We start from the raw sequence: 17965 nt of genomic DNA, 5'->3' as shown, positions 1-17965 counted from the left end.
CTAGCCCTCAGGTTTGATCCTCATGAGTCGTCCGAAAGTCTTGGTGACCCGTAAAATTCCAAAAGTCGGAATCGAGATGCTTCAGCGCGTCGCTGATGTGGATGTCTGGCCCGGCGAGATGCCTCCGCCCCGTGATGAGTTGCTAAAACGCGTGGCGGGATGCAACGGCCTTCTTTCGATGTTGAGCGATGGGGTCGATGGAGAATTGCTGGATCGGGCCGGAAGTGGCTTCAAAGTCGTTAGCAACTATGCCGTTGGGTATAACAATATCGATGTTTCTGCAGCTCAGGAACGTGGCGTTGCCGTTGGCAATACGCCCGATGTGTTGACCGATTCCACAGCCGATTTAGCAGTGACGCTTTTGCTAGCAGCTGCGCGTCGTTTGCCAGCTGCGATCGAAAATGTGAAACAGGGCGAATGGAAGACCTGGGAACCGATGGGGTTTCTAGGAGTCGATTTGCGAGGAAAGACAGTTGGTATCTTGGGAATGGGACGGATCGGGCTTGCGGTTGCACAGCGACTGCAGGGGGGGTGGGGGATGAAGGTCCTGTACACGGCAAGGACCGCTAAACCGGATGCCGATCAGATGGGGGCAAAACATGTTCAGTTGACGGAAATGCTGCAGCAAAGCGATTTTGTTTCGGTGCACTGCCCGCTGACGGATCAGACTCGCAATTTGTTGGACGAAACGAAGTTCGCATTGATGCAGCCCCATGCCGTGTTGGTCAACACCGCCCGCGGGGATGTGATCGATCAGGAGGCATTGGCGGATGCCCTTGAAGGCGGCAAAATTTTTGCGGCGGGGCTAGATGTGACGACTCCGGAACCGTTGCCGCCAACGCACCGTCTGGTGCAGTTAGAAAACTGCACGATCGCTCCGCACATCGGAAGTGCCAGCGTGCAAAGCCGAGATGATATGGCTCGGTTGGCCGCTGAAAACATTTTGGCGGGGTTAGCTGGCAAGCCGCTGCCGAATCCGGTTTCGTAGCGAGGGGGCATTGCCTTTCGCTCGGAACGTGAACGGTATCGATGACGTATTGCCGGTCTGTCCACGCGCTGGCGAGCGTCGCTGCGAGCCTGCCGTAGCCACCGTCGCCAGACGGTGGTTACGGCCGCATTCTTGTCACGACTTTACTGACTTGGGGTCCGTTCGCTGAAACCAGGCTTAACTGGCGTCGGACATCTCTTTGGCTCGCCATCTTAGGAAAGCATCGAAGAAGCCTTGCAGTTCGCTGCCATCTAGGACGGAATTGAAGTTTCCGACATGGTGCCCCGTTCGCGCGTCTTTGACACGCTGGTCGGGATGCAGGAAATAGTTGCGGATCTGGGATCCGAATCCGGTGCTGGCTTTGCTGGCGTATCGGGTTGCCTGCTCGGCTTCGCGTTTCATCTCTTCGACTCGGGCCATTTTGGCTCGCAGCATCTTCCAAGCGGTCGCTCGGTTTTGGTGCTGGCTTCGTTCGTTCTGACACTGGACCACGGTATTGGTCGGGATATGCGTCAGGCGGATTGCACTGTCGGTTTTGTTGACGTGCTGGCCACCGGCACCCCCCGCTCGGTAGCGGTCTTCGCGAACATCTTTTTCTTGGATGTCGATATCAAACGAATCGTCGATTTCGGGTGATACGTCGACGGCAGCGAAGCTGGTTTGACGTTTGCCTTCGCTGTTGAAGGGGCTGATTCGAACCAGTCGATGGATTCCTTCTTCCCCTTTCAGGTATCCGTAGGCCATCGGCCCGCGGACGGCGATCGTGGCGTGGTTGATCCCGGCTTCTTCGTTGTCATGACGGTCGAGCAATTCGATTTTGAAATCGTGGGCGACGGCCCATGCCGAATACATGCGAAGCATCATATCCGCCCAGTCATTGGCATCGGTCCCGCCGTCACGGGCGTTGATGGTCACGAGGGCGCCAGCGGCATCATTGGGGCCGTTTAGCAACGCCTTTAGTTCCAGGCTTTCCAGCAATTCCTCTAGCCGATCGATCTCTTCACGGATTTCCCCGATCAGTTCGGGTTCCTCCTCAGCCATTTCCATCAGCGTACCGAGATCCTCGACCGCCGAGATTAGGCTTTTGGTCGGGTCGACGATGCTTTTCAGGCTTTTTAACGTCCCGACGGTCTGTTGAGCGGATTCTGAGTTATCCCAGAATCCGGCCTCTCCCATCTGAAGTTCGATCTGTTTGATTTTTTCAGCTTTGCTGGAGTAGTCAAAGACTGTCTCGTAGCTGCACCAGACGCTCGGAAATCTCTTTGCTACGTTGAATCAACTCGGCATCCATGTGATTTTGCTTCCGATTCAGAATGGATTTATGGTTTTTGGGTTTTCAGACCAGGGGAGTAAGGTCAATATAACAGGCCGATAGGTATTATGTCGCGAAGGTAGCGTCTCGGTCAGCCTGTATTCTCTGGACCGTTTTGATTCAAATCACTGACCTGGGGGTCATTTCTTTTGGCACGTGTAGTATTGGCGATGAGCGGTGGTGTGGATTCAAGTGCAGCGGCCCATCTGTTGTGCCAGGAAGGGCATGATGTGATTGGGGTCTTCATGCGCCATGGTGAAGAATCGACCGAAGCTTGCCGAGTCGAAGACCAAAAGAAATCTAGCGGCGCGAAGGGACTGCCTGTCGTCGAGCGGGCAGGGCATAAGCAGGGGTGTTGTACCGCCAGCGACGCGGCTGATGCCCGCCGAGTTGCCGATCGCTTGGGGATCCCGTTTTATGCGTTAAATCTAGAAAGTGATTTCCGCCGGATTGTTGATTACTTTGTCGACGATTATTTGCAAGGGCGTACTCCAAATCCCTGTGTGCAGTGCAACAACTGGATCAAATTCGGGCGTCTGTTCGACTATGCCGACGGAGTCCAAGCTGATTTTGTCGCCACAGGGCATTACGCGCGATTGCAGGAAGGGCCGACCGGGGAGCCCCAACTGCTGCGTGGGTTGGATGAAGGAAAGGATCAGTCCTACGTGCTGTATGGGATCCGCCGCGATCGATTGTCAAAAATGATGCTTCCCGTGGGCGGTTACACGAAACCACAGATTCGCGAATTAGCTGGAGAAATTGGGTTGTCCGTTGCCCAAAAGAAAGACAGCCAAGAAATCTGTTTTGTGACCAGTGGACACCATTCCGATTTTGTTCGTAGTCGTCGCGGCGAGGGGGCTCCTTCGACGGCTGGCGATTTTGTCAAACTGGATGGGACCGTCGTCGGTCAGCACCGCGGATTCGAAGCGTTTACTGTCGGCCAGCGAAAAGGATTGGGAATCGCGCTTGGTGAGCCTCACTTTGTGATTCGGATCGAGCCGGAAACGTGCCGAGTGGTCCTGGGCGAGCGTGAGGCTTTGCTGCGAGCCGGTTTAGAGGCCGAGAAAATGAATTGGTTAATCGACACCCCCGCGATGGGCGACGCAATCGATTGCCAGGTCCAGATTCGATACAACAGCCCCCCAAAACCGGCTGTCGCAACCATCGTGGATCCGGAATCGCAGCGAGTGCGGGTGGTTTTTGATAAGCCTGAAGAGGGGGTGGCTCCTGGGCAAGCTGCGGTCATTTATGACGGAAATCGGGTCCTCGGGGGCGGTTGGATCGAACATTCCTTTGAATAGTTTGCCAGGGATGCAGGTAAAAGGCTGACTTTTAAGTCTGGAGAGACCATAATTGGGGCGTCTTCCGTCCTCTCTGTCTGAGTTCATCGATGAGCGAAGCTGCCTGTCCACGTTGTAATGAAAAGATCCGGATCCCCGATTCTCCTCCGCCAGCGGACGCGTTGGCGCGTTGTCCATGGTGTCGAGAAACTTACTCGTTCCAAGAATTGAGTGGTCACATTCCACCCATGGTGGAATGGATCGGTGCCGATGGCGAAGTGATCCCGATGGCGGCAGTCAGTGCTGTCGCTTCCTCCTCGATGGCTGCGGCGGTTGCCGGCCGTTACGACGCCTCGGCGGATGTTGCCGAGGATTCTTTCGGAACGGGCGACTTCGGCGGATTGAATTCCGATACGACGACCAGTGATACCTATGAGGAGGAATCCGATTCGGAGTGGTCGCCAGGGATTGAAACCGATGACGACTACGGGGATCCCGTCCACGGGACGGATGATCTGACTCAGGGGGCCGACGCGGAAGATGATTCGGACGAGGGTGCCGACCAGGGTGCGGAGGATTCCTTTTCCTTTGCCGATAACCCGTCGGAACCAACCGAGGGGATGGTAACTCCTTCGTATGAAGCGACATCGTCGGTTCGCCCCCGTCGCAAGTCGGCTTCGCCAGTCAAGACAATAATCCAGATGTTTTTGGGCGGAGCCGTGGCGATCCCGCTGACCGGAGCCATCTTGTTTGGTCTGCAAGCTGCCGGAATTAAAACGTTCAATTTTGGTTTTTGGCCCTTTGATGGCAGTGGTGGGCAGCCCGCACGAACGGCAGCGGCCCCGGGCGTCGTGCCGTCTTCTCCCCGTCCGCGCACGCCTCCGCCTGAAAATTTGCCACCTTTGAATCCCGGAATGGAAACCGACCATTTCGAACCTCGAGTTGAAGAAACCGGAAACGAAGGATTGGAAACGATCGGGGGACCAGATAGCGAGGTTGTCGACGCCGATGGCGATTTAGCGATGCCCTCCTTTGGTGCCGACGTGGAAATGCCAGAAGTGACGATGCCGGAGGTCACGATGCCCGAAGTCACGGCTCCGGCGCTGGAGACCGCGGATGCGGGAGAGGGTGTTCCTGAAGTCGAAATGCCCGCCGAAGAAGTGCAGCCGCAGCCTGCCGAAGCGGAGATGGCCGCTGACGATGCGAATTCCAATGATTTGCCAGCGCCAACGCCCGCGGATGTCGCAGCACCAGGGACCGACCTGGAGGCTGCGATTGTGCAAGCTCGAACATTGTCGGTCGATCTGGCAGATTTTTCCGGAGCCGGGAAAGATCGGATCGAACTGCTCAAGAATTTCTATTACTCCTTGGCACAAATTGGTGAACAGGGAAACCCTGCAAGCAGCCAAGGCTATGAGGAGCTATTTGCCGACATGCGAAGTACCAACCAGCTTTCTTTGATGGCTAGGTTTGGCAGCCCCTGGGTGGCTCGTGGCGATCTGAAACACAACGGCCTGTTTGCATCCGGAGTCCTGGAAAAACGAGACGATCAGATCGTGCTTGTGATGTCGCCCGATTCCGGTAAACCCGTCGAAGTTCCTTTGGATGGCTGGGAAGAAAGCAATATCACTGTCGATTCCTGGCTTGGGAAGGAAGTGGTTGTCTTGGCCAAACTAGAAGGCCCCGCCGGCGACCGCGCCGGAACCATTCGTTACCTAGAAGCCAGTTCCGAATAGAACTGAGTGGCGGTCTGTCCACGCTCTGGCGAGCGTAGCGACATGCCTGTGGTAGCTACCGTCGCCAGACGGTGGTTTCTTGCCCCGCAGGCTGCGGAAAGAGTTCCGTTTCCGGGCTTGCCCCGGCGGACTCACAACTGGCAGCTACCCTCTGTGCGATCGCAATGCTGTTCTCCGCCAGCCCCAAATCGCCTAGGCGATTTGGGGCTGGCGGAGAAGGATGGAATAAGGGAAGGCATTGATGTAGCTGCCAGTTGCTGTACCGACCGGGACGAGCCCGGCGGAAACAAACAGGGGCCTATAGACTGCCGAAATCCCCGTTCGACGTGTCAACGAGGGACAGCAATTACTGGAAGCGATCCCTCGCTGACGCAGCGGGTTGGGATCTTTTGATGGCTTTCCGAACAGTGGCAATCTGCTTGGAAATCTTCGCTTAGAGATTGTCACCGTTCGCGAGGGACGCGAAATTTATTCGTGGCGTATTGCCAGTCTGTCCAGGCTCTGGCGAGCGTCGCTGCGTGTCTATCGTGCCTTCCGTCGCCACCGTCGCCAGACGGTGGTTTCTTGCGGCATTGTCGTCACGACGGCAATGCCATGGTGGGTGCCATCGGCGGTTGGCTAAGCGGTATGGATCGCTCGTTTGTCGACGGCCAATGCGGCTTCGTGCAATGCTTCCGAGAGGGTTGGATGGGCATGGCAGGTGCGAGCGATGTCTTCACTGCTTGCACCAAATTCCATCGCGGCAGCCGCTTCGGCGATCAGGTCCCCTGCGCTGACTCCGATGATGTGAACGCCCAGTACGCGATCGGTCTGTTCATCGGCAAGGATTTTGACTCGGCCGTCCGGTTCGCCAAGTGTGCGAGCTCGCCCGTTGGCTCCGAAGTGACCGATTCCCTTGCGGTAGGCGGTCCCCGCTTCTTTGAGAGCATCTTCGGTTTGTCCCACCATCGAGATTTCTGGATGGGTGTAGACGACGGCGGGGATCACATCGTAATTGACATGCGAACTGATGCCGGTCATCCGTTCGACGCAGACGATCCCTTCTTCCATTGCCTTGTGAGCCAGCATGGCTCCGCCGATGCAGTCGCCGATGGCGTAGACATTGTCGACGGAGGTTTGGAAGTTGTGGTTGACCGTTAGGAACCCTCGTTCATCGGTCGACACGCCGGCGGCGTCCAGTCCGACATTTTCGGTCGTGGGGACTCGGCCTGTGGACAGTAGGACGCGGTCGCATTCGATCGGGTCGCCATCTTTGATTTCGACCACACAGGAATCGTTGACTCGTTTGGCAGATTGAACGAATGTTTTGGTGTGGAACTGCAGCCCTTGTTTTTGGAAGGTGCGATGTGCGATTTTGGCGATTTCGCTATCGATTCCCATCAGGATACGGTCGGTCGCTTCCAGGACCACGACTTCGCTACCCAAGCGATTCCAGACGCTGCCAAGTTCCAGGCCGATGTAGCCGCCGCCGATGACGACCAAGCGTTTGGGGACTTCCTTAAAAGAAAGTGCGGTGGTGCTGTTTCCGATCCACTCGCCATCTTCTTCGATCCCGCGTAGGCCGGCGGGCCGGCTGCCCAGGGCCAGCAAGACCTTGTCCGCTTGGATGGTTTGCGGCTGATCGCCCGTGACTTCGATCGTGTGGGCGTCCAACATCTTTCCGCGGCCGCGGATGTCGGTGATTTTGTTTTTCTTAAACAGCATCCCGATGCCGCCGGTCAGGGTGTCGACAATCTTTTCTTTGCGATTCATCATCTGGCTCAGGTCCAGATCGACTCCCGACAGATTGACTCCGTGCTCGGCAAATTGGTGCTGGGCTTCGTGATAGAGGTGACTCGATTCCAGTAGGGCTTTGCTGGGAATGCAACCAACACGGAGGCAGGTGCCGCCTAACTGGGCATTTTCGTCGATACAGGCGACACGAAGGCCTAGCTGTGCCGCACGAATAGCTGCGACATAACCTGCGGGACCGCCCCCGAGAACGACTAAATCAAATCGATCCGATGCCATGATGTTGTTTTTAAAAGCAGAAGGAAAGGAAACGCAAAATGGATTGTCGACTGTAACACGAGATCGAACTGGTGGAAACGTGCGACTAGGCTGGTGGGGCATCTTCTAAATGAATTTTTAGACGCCCATAACGACGGTCGAAACCTGTGATTTCTCCGTATCCCTGCCACGGTTTATCGCCCAGTTGCTCGAATTCCGCACCCAAATGGCTGGGGGCATAAAGCGTGATCGGCAGTTCAGGATCGGGGTAATGAGCCCAAATCACATGCCCGTTGCGGTAGGCAGCCGGATCGTCGACGCCGTACAGCAATCGCCGCTCGATGATCAGTTCAAGCTGGAACCGAATCCCTTGAACCGCTTCGATCAAACGGTCGGTTTGCATGCGATCGTTGCGGGCTTCCCATAGGACTCGCATGGTTTCGGAGAAGCTAACCTCAGGCGGAGAGGATGTCGGCTGCGAGACTGGCGTCCCCATCACCATGGCAGCGGCAGCTCGCGAGGTATCGACGGCGAAACCGCCCGTTGGCATCGACGTCGATATAGCGGCTGGAGTCGATCCCGATTGCGGAACGACGGTGAATCTTTCGGAGCCTTTCCAGTCAGGCCAGCGAGGGATATCGATCCGGATGTTTGTCTTCCAGCAGAGGTCGTTATCGCGGAGATCGAGCGAGTAGAAAGGGTCGGCTGGTAGCGTGATTCTTAATGGGATTCGGGTTTCTCGGTTTCCCGGTAGGGTTTGATTCTGCATCAACGGAACCGACTGGTCCAGCAAGGTGTGCCTGTGAGTTCGGCGGTTGCTGCCCGATCCGGAAACGCAGACCTCTTCGGCTTGGACCTGCCATTTTATTTGGTTGATGGGGATGTCCCTTTTGGGGTGCACCACCAATTCTCCAATCAATTCTTCCCCGGGCGACAACGTCTGGGTCTGAAGTTTGTATTCAACGTTGCCCAGGCGAGCTTTGGGAAGGAAGCGAAAAATGAACCACCAAATCCCTGAGATGATTCCGACGATCCCCCCCAGGATCCAGGCGAATGGATTGACCACCACGGCAAAGAAGAAAACGAAGACAAAGAGCATCCCGATTGCCCCGCAGCCAATCAAGGGAAGCCCTTTTAGTTTGGTTACCTGCTCGGACAGTTCTTCGGCCGAAGGAAGCTTGGTGGCCGTGACGCGGATGACTTGGTCCGCTTTCGGGTCAAAGCTCCAGGGGATGTCCGCTTGGGCTTCGATCGTATGGTCGACGTTTAGGTAGTGGCCGTGGTAGGTGGGTGGCCACTTGGCGGTCTGGACTTCAAAGTCGTACCGATAGGTCTGGCCTCCCAGCCACTCGCCGTCAAAAAGCGTTTTCTCTTCGCCAACTTCCGACGCGATGTTGCCTCTTCCATTGGTTGTCCATTTTGAACGAACGGTCAGCCCATTGCAGCGCACGTTGGAGTCCGCCTGAACCGTGACCGTTCCGCGAACGGTCTCTCCACCGACAAAAATGGTGTCGGGGTTTTGCAGGTCAATCGATAAATTGCACTTGGCCATTTGGTCCTCCAGCGTGGGCTTGAAAGCGTTCGTACAAATACCCCTCCATCGCCCGGATATCGGTACCAAATCGTTTTGACAATATAGCGATTTCAGACCGCTTTATCTCGGGCACCGATTGATCCGGCCGGAGTGCCGCCGCTTCGATCCGCCGATTGAAGACTTTCGCCAAGTGATCGATTTCGATCAGGCTGTGCACTTCGACGGTTTTGACTTGATAGTCATATCGCTTCAGCACGTTTGTCAAATCGACATGGGTCCCAAGGACAAGCGGTTGTCGGCTGAGGAGGACTTTGCGGCGAGGGCGGCAGCCCAGGCGTTGCGCTTCATCAATGATTGTGGGGGTTCCCAGCGAAACAACCGGATGCGGGCCATCTTCTGGAAGGTAGGTGTACGTTGAATCGGCATGGGCGGCGCGGATCGCCAGCAAGTGAGTGCTTTTTCCTCGCCCGCAATCGCCGATGAACTGAATCGCTTGTCCAGGATGCTCAAAGGAAGGTAACCAACGTTCCACATCGACGATGGCTAGTTTTGCACGATCCTGCCACGTCCGTTCGCCGAAGGGGTTGTATCGCAGGTTCAGATGGCCAAGCGGCAGCCAATTCGCGGCAGATTCAGAGGGATTCATGTTCGAAACGTCTGACCGTTGAATCCAGGCACTTCGATTTGAACCGTCATGGAAATATTGCGGAACGTGCCGCCGTCTAAATCGTGGCTCGCAATCCGTTAGAGCGGGAAGGCTGCACCTCTAGCTTCCAGTAGTTTAACGTCGGCCAGCGTCTGTTCCAACTGTCGGGCTTGCCGTTCCCCTTGGACTCGCAGGGCTTCCAGCGAGGCCTGTAAATCGGTGCCGGCAGGGCGTTGTTCGATTTCCACAGCTCGGTTCGCTTGCTGGGCGGCTTGGTTTGCTAGTTCTACGCGTTCCTGTGATAACCGATCCCGCTGCAGGGAGGCTTGCAGTTCAAGCCATGCCATGCGGATTTCGTCTTCGATGGTCCCCTGCTGTTGTGCGGCCAATTGGCGGCACTGGTCGCGCCGTGCACAGGCATCTTGGCCCTGGTCACACAATCCGGAAAGCAGGGATGACTTGGTGGCAACGGTGGCTGCGAGGCCCAGTCCAGGTTGGATGGCACCTAGCATCGTGCGAGCCGCCGGAGCGGTGTCGTTGTTGATGCAACGACAAAGCGTATGGATCGCACGCAGGTCGGCGCGTCGCTGAAGGCCGTCCGCAACCGCGGCTTCTTCGTCCAGCGTGGAGACTTCGGTTTCGATTGGATCGATGAGGACCGCTTGCTTGGCAACCGAAAGAGGTTGGCAGGTTAGACGGGCAAGCCGGATCTGTAATTTTTGGATGCCATATTCCGCATCGATCTTTTGCGATCGGATTTTCAGTCGCTGTTGTTGCAGATCGTTTGCGTTCCCTTCAGCGATCTCTAGTTCCGCAGCTTTTTCGGCCAACTGAATCAACGCATCGAGCGTGTCTTCCGCTTCGTAAAGTGTCTCAAGTTGCTGCTGGAGGGAAACAATGCGGTAGTAGACCGTCAGGCCTTCTGCGGCGGCGCGATTTCGATCGTGGATCGCCAAGTCGGCAAGGACGCGCTGCATCAATGCCGCTTGCTGGCACTGGTCCTCCTTCTTTCGGTCGATCGAACAGGCGATCGCTCGACTTTCAGCATCCAACGCATTGGCACCGCTCGCATGGTCGGCTGCCCACAGGCGTACTTGTTCCGCAGTCCAGGTCGGAACGTTTCCCAAGTCCGAAGGGCTTGGCTCAAACGCATGGATCGTTGTTACCGTTTGCACAATCAGCAGGACGATTCCAAGACGAATCATTCGATTAACAACCAAAGTGGAAGGGAAATTGTGGGAGGCACAAGATCCCTATCGAATCATTGGTCCGTTGGTCTGCAGTCCGAGGTCGATGCGCAGGGCCAGACGTATTGCAGGAAGGCTAACGATCGTGCGGGAAATAGCGTTTCGAATGCAAAGTGGCATCCGTAAATCGAATCCCTGATCTCTAACGATTTCGCCGAGGCACGTCTGACACGTATCGCTTGCTTCGCATCTTGCTGCCGACGCGGTTTAGCGACGCTCTTCTAGGTTCAGGTCTGTCAGCTGGTCGTTGATCGTTAGCGTGTCGTAGACGATTCCGATACCAAACAGCCCGCCCGTCAGTGCGTAGAGGATTCCTGTTCCTATCTTTCCCATGTAGAACCGGTGGGCTCCAAACACGCCCAGCAAAAGCAGCAACAGCCAAGCGAGGTTGTAATCGTAGGGGCCTGCCGGATATTTCGCTTCGGCTTCCTCTGCCATTTGGGGAATCAGGAACAGGTCGATTATCCAACCGATCAGAAAAACTCCGCCGGTAAAGAACCACAGGATGCCGGTTAAATTTTTCCCGTAATAGAAACGGTGGACGCCGAAAAAACCGACGATCCAGAACAGATACCCAAAAAACGCGGGATGCGTTGGCGGGACATCCGAGGGAGAGCCGGCGGCATGGACGGGAGCGGTTTGGTGCGTGTTGGACATGGTTTGCTATTCGTTAGGAATCGCGGAATCTTGGGTAGATCGGCATTTTTTTTGCCTGAAAACACCAAGTTTCCAACTATGCCAAAATATCGGTCAACACGTTCCCATGCACATCCGTCAGGCGGAAATCGCGACCGCTGTAACGATAGGTCAAGCGTTCGTGATCGATTCCCATTTGGTGAAGCACCGTTGCCCATAGGTCGTAAACGGTCGTTTTGTTTTCGACGGCGTGGTACCCCAGTTCATCCGTGGCCCCGTAGGCGATGCCCCCTTTGACGCCGCCGCCCGCCAGCCAAACACTGAAACCGAACGGATTATGGTCGCGGCCATCGCTCCCCTGCGAAAAGGGAGTCCGACCAAACTCGCCGGCCCACACGATAAGCGTCTCGTCCAACAAGCCGCGCTGGCGTAGGTCTTTGATCAACGCCGCAATCGGTTGGTCGACCTGGGATGCCATGGTCCGGTGGCCTAGTTCCAATTGACCATGTTGGTCCCATGGGTTCGGAGCTCCCCCGGCGCCAATCCCTTGATTAAGGCAACTCAATTCGATGAACCGAACCCCTTTTTCAACCAGTCGTCGGGCCAGCAGGCATTGTCGACCATAGGAGGCGGTTTGCGTCTGCGAAGAATTTAGCCCGTACATCTCCCGGGTCGCTTCCGATTCATCGCTGATGTCGCAAAGTTCTGGGATTGCGGTTTGCATTCGGAAAGCGGTTTCATAGTTCTGGATCGCCGCTTCGATCTGAGCATTCCCGGAAGTCGCTTCGAGGAAAGACTGGTCCAACTGGTTTGCAAATTCCAGACGTTTTTGTTGGTCCGCACGAGAGTGCCGAGGTTGGATGTTGCGGACGGCGGCAGCCTTGTCTGCCTGTAGGATCGACGCCTGATGGACGGCAGGTAGGAAACCGTTGCTAAAGATCCCTACGCCGCCGAGTGGTGGGGTGGCGCCGCCGCTTTGCAGCACGACATAGCCGGGGAGGTTTTCGTTCTCGGTTCCCAGCCCATAACTGCACCAAGCACCGGCGGTCGGATGTCCCATAAACGGAAACCCGGTATGCATGAAGTAATTGCCCTGCGCATGTTCGTTGACAGGCGTCGTCATCGAACGAATGACTGCCAGTTCGTCGGCAACCGTGCCCAGTTGAGGAAAGATCTCGCTGATGGGTAAACCACTTTCGCCCGACGGCTGAAACTGAAAAGGGCTGCCCATGATGTTCCCGTTATTGTTGAACTGAGTCCGTTCAACATCGACGGGCATCGATTTGCCGTGCAAACTTTTTAGTTTGGGTTTGGGATCGAAGGAATCCACATGGGAGACTCCGCCCGACATGAAACAAAAAATGACATGTTTCGCGACCGGTTGGTGGTGCGTTTTCGATGCTTGTTCCTTGGCAGTCGCGTTCGGTTTCCCGGTCGCTTGCTCGCTAAGAAGGCTGCTAAGTGCGATGGCACCAAAACCGTTGGACGTTTGCTGTAGTAAACGACGTCTTGAGAGTTCAGCGAACATAGATGAATTCCTTTGCTGTTAATAACGCATGAGCCAATTCGGTCCAGTTCGCGTTCGCATCGATGGGGTGGGGAAGTTTTTCAAACGGTTCTAGTTCTGCTTTGATCTGTTCGGCACTGGCCGTTAACTGCGCGAACTCCTTCGATTCATCAGTCGTCATTGTGGCTTGCAGTTCTTCGTCGGAAACGTAGGAGGGGAGGGCGGTCATCGTTTGTGCAACCTGCGGGGCGGAAAGTGCGTAGTCATACAATTCCGCTCGGAGGATTTTCCCGCTCAGGAAACGATTTCCCGTCGCTGGTAAATGCCGTAACCCGAAGCTGACGATCGTTTCGTTGGCAGCAAAGGTTTGTGGGCCGTTGCTCTTGTAGGGACTGCCGTACAATTTGCCATTGCGGTATCCCATCACCTGTCCATCGGCGTGGTAACTGATGGCAATCTGAACCGGTTGTTTGTCGGCTTCGGTTTCTTCGGGGCCCGTGAAGAATTGTGTGCGAGCAAACGAGTTGCTGCCCGCCAGCCATTGGCCCGGAATCCGCTCGCCATAAACGATGGCGTCGAACACGTCGCCCGATTTGGACTGAATCGAAAAGACGCCTCCTGCCTGTTGAGCAAGGTTGTCCAGTTGAACCCAAGCGAGAAGGGTTTTGGCGGTCAGCGTTTTCGTGATCGGCTGGCTGAGTGCGTAGCCTTGGTCGCGGACCGTCAGGCCCTTTTCGTCAAGGCTTGCTCCTCCCTTAATCTCCACGTTGGGGATGGCCGATTCGTTGGGTCGGCCAACCGACAACTGGTTGCTGAAGGCCCACGTTTCTATCGGAGGAGGGATGTCGATCTTGGTTTCCTGTGGTGCCTCTCCGCGTTGATTCAGGATGCGGGCGACCACTTGGTTGTTCAGTTCCTGTAGCCTTTTCTTGTATCCATCTTGTTTTTCCTGCAAACGTTGACGCTGTTCATCGCGAACGTGTAATCGTTGCTCGGTTTCCCTCAAGTATTGGATCGCCCATTGTGTTTCCTGGTCGGACGGAAGGCGGGAGAATGCTTGCTGGAACATCCGCGAGACGCGTTCGTTTTCCGTAGTTGCGTCTTGTTGGATTTTACGAGCCCAGGATTCGGCGGTTTGTGCAACAAGCGGTGCGTTCAACATCGTCAGCGACTGAGCAGGGATGTTGGTTGCATCCCGTCGTCCGACGGCACTAAACGGTTCGGGAAAGTCAAAGACTCGCAAAAACGGATCAAGGTTATTGCGGATCACTTGAACGTAAATGCTTCGTCGTGGTGTTTCGCCGCTGACGGGGGCTCCACTGACCGTGGGGATTAGGATGCCCGAGATGTTTAGCAGTGAATCTCGAATCGATTCGGCTTCTAGTCGCCGTACATTGGCGTGCGACAGCCAGCGGTTCTCTGGATCGATGACGAAAGTTTCAGGCGGAGTCTGTGAAGACAGTTGCCAGGTTTTCGAGCGAACGATTTGGCGGATCAGCTGCTTAAGCGACCAATCGTTTTCGGTCAGTTGCACGGCCAGCCAGTCGAGTAGTTCCGGGTGGCTGGGGGATGCGCCGACTCGCCCAAAATTATCCGGCGTCGCTACCAAACCTTGTCCGAACAGATGATACCAGATGCGGTTGGCGAAGACTCGGCGGGTCAGCGGATTGTCTGCACGCAGAAGGTCATCCGCTAGTTCCAGACGCCCGCTTAGCTGGGTTTCGTATGGGGTGCCGTCGATGGCTTCCAAGAACCGACGCGGTACGACGTCACTTGGTTGTTTGTGGTCGCCACGAATAAACAATGGTGCGTCGCTGCCGCCCGCTTCTTCCAGGCTGGGAACTCGAGTCGGGACAGGGACTTGGTTTTCGATTTCTCGATACTGGGTAAGCAGTGGCCCTGCGGTCGAAAGCCGTTGGATTTCATTGCTGACCAGGCCATGTTTTCGGGCCGCCTCTAACAGCAATGCCTGGTCGTTGGTAAGCGTTTGATTGGACCAGGCTTCAATTGCTTGACGCAAACCGTGTTGGTACTGGTCAGCAAGTTGCTGCCAAGTGGTGGCGGAGGATTCGGCAGCACTGCTGAGAATCGACTGGATCGGAGCGATGACCGGTGGAGCAGGGGAGCCCTTGGGGACGAGCGCAGCGGCTCGGATTCCGATCGCCGAACGTAAATTGGGTTTCACCAGCAATGGTGCATCTTGTGCTGCGGCCAATTCGATATGGATCGTGTCCCCAGCCCAGTAGCTCAGGTCAAAGCGATGCCAAGTCCATTCAGGGTTAAGGTTTTGGATCGGGTAGACGGTTCCGATGCGCGGGTAATCGCGGACCACAAAGCGGACTGCCGCCCCGCCGGTTCCCTGTGCCAAAACCCAGAGCTCGCTGTTCGGTTCGGCAAGGAAATCTGCTGAGGAGAGGCGAGCGGCATGTTTGTCCGATAGACGATCGGACAGAATCGCTGCTGGCGAAATTAAGCGAATTCCTTGCTCCCCTTCGGTCGTCAGGCTGAATTGGCCGGCGGGACCAAGGATGGCATCGGTTGAATCCAGCCCAGCGGATAAACCGTTGCCGGTTGCAGTCCAGGTCGCACAGGCTGCGGTGTCCATGAAGCTGTCGCCCGCGGCCGCGGTGAAGGCTGTCCATTGTTCTTGTTGTGATCGCAAATCGTTTTGCAGTTGCTGCAGATGTTCGGCAATGGCCGGTTCGGTATCCGGGGCTGCCGCCGCAGTTTGTTGTGCGAAAGCGGTGTGCCATGGAAGGGTTTTTAGCTGTGCGGGAGTGACGCTTAAATCTTTTAGCCAGTCGGCGGCAATCGCTTCTCGGATTTGCGTTTTCAGTTCGCTCAGTTCGTTCGATTTTGCATTCAGATGGGTCTCGGTTTCGATGGCGGTCCGGCCCGGTCGGCAGGACGCCAAGATGCTAAAGAATGCGTGATAGTCCTGTTGGCTGATGGCATCAAATTTGTGATTGTGGCAGCGGGCACATGAGACCGTCAGTCCGAGGTACGCTTTGCTGACCGTGTTGATTTGGTCGTCGGTGAACCGGACCCGTTCGTCGTAGGCGTCTGTGGGAGTAAAGCCATGGAAGACCATTCGCCAGTGGGCCGGGCCGATCGCCGATTCGTTGATTTCACCGTTGGCGCTGGTGCGTGGCGAAGCAAGTAAATCCCCCGCGATATGTTCCCGGATCAATTGATCCACGGGGACGTCTTGGTTCAGTCCCCTCACCATGTAATCACGCCACCGCCATGCTTGATCAATCAATGGGTCGCCTTCACTGCCGTGTGATTCCGCGTACCGCAACCAGTCCATCCAGTGACGCGCCCAGCGTTCGCCGTAGTGCGGGCTTTCCAGCAGATGATCGATCAGTTCGTCGATCGCTTGCGGATCCAAATCTCCGTCGGATGTTTGCAGGCGTTCGGCCCACATCGACAATGTTTCTGGATCAGGGGGCAGACCGGTCAGGCTGAAATACAAGCGTCGCACCAACACATGGGCGTCAGCAGGAGCGACCGGTTGAAGTCCGGCCGCAAAGGTTTTCTCCAGCACAAAACGATCGATTGGCTGATCGCTTAAGGCTTGAGTGAAATCCTTCGGGGCCTGCGTTTGCAACGAGGCCAGTGAGGGTGGTTCTGGATTGGTTATCGGCTGTAGGCTCCACCATTGCTGACGCCGTTTCATGGTGGCGTCCCAGGAGAGCGTCGCTTCGACTTGTTCGGACGAGGGCGCTTCATCACGCGGGTCGACGGCTCCCGCTTTGATCCAGCGGGCGAAATCGGCGATCACGTCATCGTCCAGTTTCGGAGCTTCCGCTGGCATCGCCAGGCCGTCCACTTCATGCTTCAGGATCGGCAGCAAGCGACTCTCTTCAGGCTTCAGCGGGACAATGATCGGTCCCCCGTCGCCCCCGTCACGCATCGCTTCCGCATGGTCCAATATCAAGCCACCATCGGCGGCATCGTTCGAGTTGTGGCAGGCATAGCAGTGCTCTACCAGAACAGGGCGGATCCGTTTTTCGAAAAATTCAATCTGTTTGGCATTGGAATCGTCAGCGATCGCAAGCGAAGGGACGAGAAGCAAGAAGCTTCCAGCAACGACAAGCAAAGCTGCAGTGCGATAGACCGCACCACTGAAGGCGGGGAAGAGAGTGTTCAGGGGAGTGCTCCTGGCGGGACGTCAATAGACGGGAGAGGTGTGCCCCATCATAGATCATGAGGTCCGTGAACACAAAAAAACGATTTGGACTGGCATGGTAGCTCTCGCCTACATGGGTTCCGTTTCCAACTTGCAGGTCGTCGAATGGAACTCTGTCTGCCATCGACTTTCGTAGCGGAACGCAGCAAGCCGTCCGGCCGTCGCGCTGTAAGCCGCGCACATTTGCCGGTCGGCTCGCGCCGCTCCGGTAGTCTTTCGGATCCGTGCTCGCGCATTTTCTTAGCGGAACGGCGCAAGCCGCTTGTTGATTTAGTGATTGTCGCCTTTCGCTTGGGACGTGCGATTTATAAATGAAGAAAGTCTGGCTCCCCTCGCCCTCAAAACAAGCTCGCTTAACACAGGTTTGATACTGGATCAACGGTTTGTTAGCTAATGCAATTATGTACGATTCAAAGGCTTGTTTTGGGGGAGAGGGGCTGGGGGAGAGGGGCCGACAGCGATGGGCAAGGCGTGGCATAATCGCTTCAAATCCCAGGCGTTCACCGCGTCTTCGCTGCAAAATCGCCGCCTGGAAATCTCCCCCTCTCCCCCAGCGCCTCTCCCCCAAGCAAGCTCCACTAAATCAAACAAAGAGGCAGAGATCATGCAATGAGCTAGCAGAGATTTCTTCCGCAACAAAGAGCTCGCTTAGGGGCGAGGGGAGCCAGACTTTCTTTATTTATGAAACGTACGTCTCCCGCGAAAGAACGCTCCCTCAAAGTTACTTTCCCGGGCGAAAGGCGACAATCTTTTTCCGTTTTCGATTAAATCAACAAGCCGCCAGCTGTCGCTCTATAAACCGCGCACATTTGCCGGTCGGCTTGCGCCGATCCGTTAGAAATACCGCTCGCAAGATGCCAGGTTCGCTGACATTCGGCATAAGTTCGCAATGGAACTC

Annotated in this window: 11 protein-coding genes; 3 read left to right on the top strand and 8 right to left on the bottom strand. The window is 55.9% G+C overall.

Annotation, left to right across the window (positions count from 1 at the left end; genetic code table 11):
- Positions 1 to 22 precede the first annotated feature (22 nt).
- A complete protein-coding gene (locus FF011L_RS24710; RefSeq protein ID WP_145354603.1) occupies positions 23 to 988 on the top strand; it encodes a 2-hydroxyacid dehydrogenase in 966 nt (321 codons plus the stop codon).
- A gap of 177 nt (positions 989 to 1165) precedes the next feature.
- On the opposite strand, the gene prfB is transcribed toward FF011L_RS24710, so the two are convergent.
- Positions 1166 to 2279 (bottom strand): peptide chain release factor 2 gene (prfB, locus tag FF011L_RS24705; protein ID WP_391560898.1). Its coding sequence is split into 2 segments (ribosomal slippage): positions 1166 to 2209 and positions 2211 to 2279, totalling 1113 coding nucleotides; the frame shifts between segments, so codons are not numbered across the junction.
- A 170-nt stretch (positions 2280 to 2449) separates the two neighbouring features.
- Here prfB and mnmA point away from each other — a divergent pair.
- Both mnmA and FF011L_RS24695 read left to right on the top strand, forming a co-directional pair.
- Positions 2450 to 3601 carry a tRNA 2-thiouridine(34) synthase MnmA gene (gene mnmA, locus FF011L_RS24700; RefSeq protein WP_145354602.1) on the top strand — a complete coding sequence of 384 codons (1152 nt, stop codon included), beginning with the start codon at positions 2450 to 2452 and terminating at the stop codon, positions 3599 to 3601.
- Positions 3602 to 3690: 89 nt separating this feature from the next.
- Positions 3691 to 5316: a hypothetical protein gene (locus FF011L_RS24695; RefSeq protein WP_145354601.1), complete on the top strand. Its 1626-nt coding sequence runs from the start codon at positions 3691 to 3693 to the stop codon at positions 5314 to 5316.
- A gap of 618 nt (positions 5317 to 5934) precedes the next feature.
- Here the strand turns inward: FF011L_RS24695 and lpdA are convergent.
- The 7 genes from lpdA to FF011L_RS24655 all read right to left on the bottom strand — a co-directional run bounded on the left by lpdA (position 5935) and on the right by FF011L_RS24655 (position 16953).
- A complete protein-coding gene (gene lpdA / locus FF011L_RS24685) occupies positions 5935 to 7326 on the bottom strand; it encodes a dihydrolipoyl dehydrogenase (protein WP_145354599.1) in 1392 nt (463 codons plus the stop codon).
- Between the two features lie 85 nt (positions 7327 to 7411).
- Entirely contained in the window at positions 7412 to 8857 is a 1446-nt protein-coding gene (locus FF011L_RS24680; protein ID WP_145354598.1) for a vacuolar protein sorting-associated family 26 protein, read from the bottom strand.
- Complete coding sequence (locus FF011L_RS24675; protein ID WP_145354597.1) at positions 8832 to 9485, bottom strand: hypothetical protein; 654 nt, start codon at positions 9483 to 9485, stop codon at positions 8832 to 8834. Before FF011L_RS24675 ends, FF011L_RS24680 begins: the two co-directional genes overlap by 26 nt.
- Positions 9486 to 9583: 98 nt before the next feature.
- A complete protein-coding gene (locus tag FF011L_RS24670; protein ID WP_145354596.1) occupies positions 9584 to 10690 on the bottom strand; it encodes a TolC family protein in 1107 nt (368 codons plus the stop codon).
- Positions 10691 to 10939: 249 nt separating this feature from the next.
- On the bottom strand, positions 10940 to 11389 hold the full coding sequence (locus tag FF011L_RS24665; RefSeq protein ID WP_145354595.1) for an NINE protein: 450 nt from the start codon (positions 11387 to 11389) through the stop codon (positions 10940 to 10942).
- Positions 11390 to 11465: 76 nt separating this feature from the next.
- Positions 11466 to 12896: a DUF1501 domain-containing protein gene (locus FF011L_RS24660; RefSeq protein ID WP_145354594.1), complete on the bottom strand. Its 1431-nt coding sequence runs from the start codon at positions 12894 to 12896 to the stop codon at positions 11466 to 11468.
- Positions 12886 to 16953, bottom strand: coding sequence for a DUF1553 domain-containing protein (locus tag FF011L_RS24655; protein WP_145354593.1), 4068 nt, complete (start codon positions 16951 to 16953; stop codon positions 12886 to 12888). The genes FF011L_RS24660 and FF011L_RS24655 overlap by 11 nt, the downstream gene beginning before the upstream one ends.
- Positions 16954 to 17965: the final 1012 nt, after the last annotated feature.

The sequence above is a fragment of the Roseimaritima multifibrata genome (assembly GCF_007741495.1).
GTDB lineage: Bacteria > Planctomycetota > Planctomycetia > Pirellulales > Pirellulaceae > Roseimaritima > Roseimaritima multifibrata.
The sequence above is the reverse complement of the archived record's forward strand: the minus strand, read 5'-3'. Positions and strand labels throughout refer to the sequence as shown.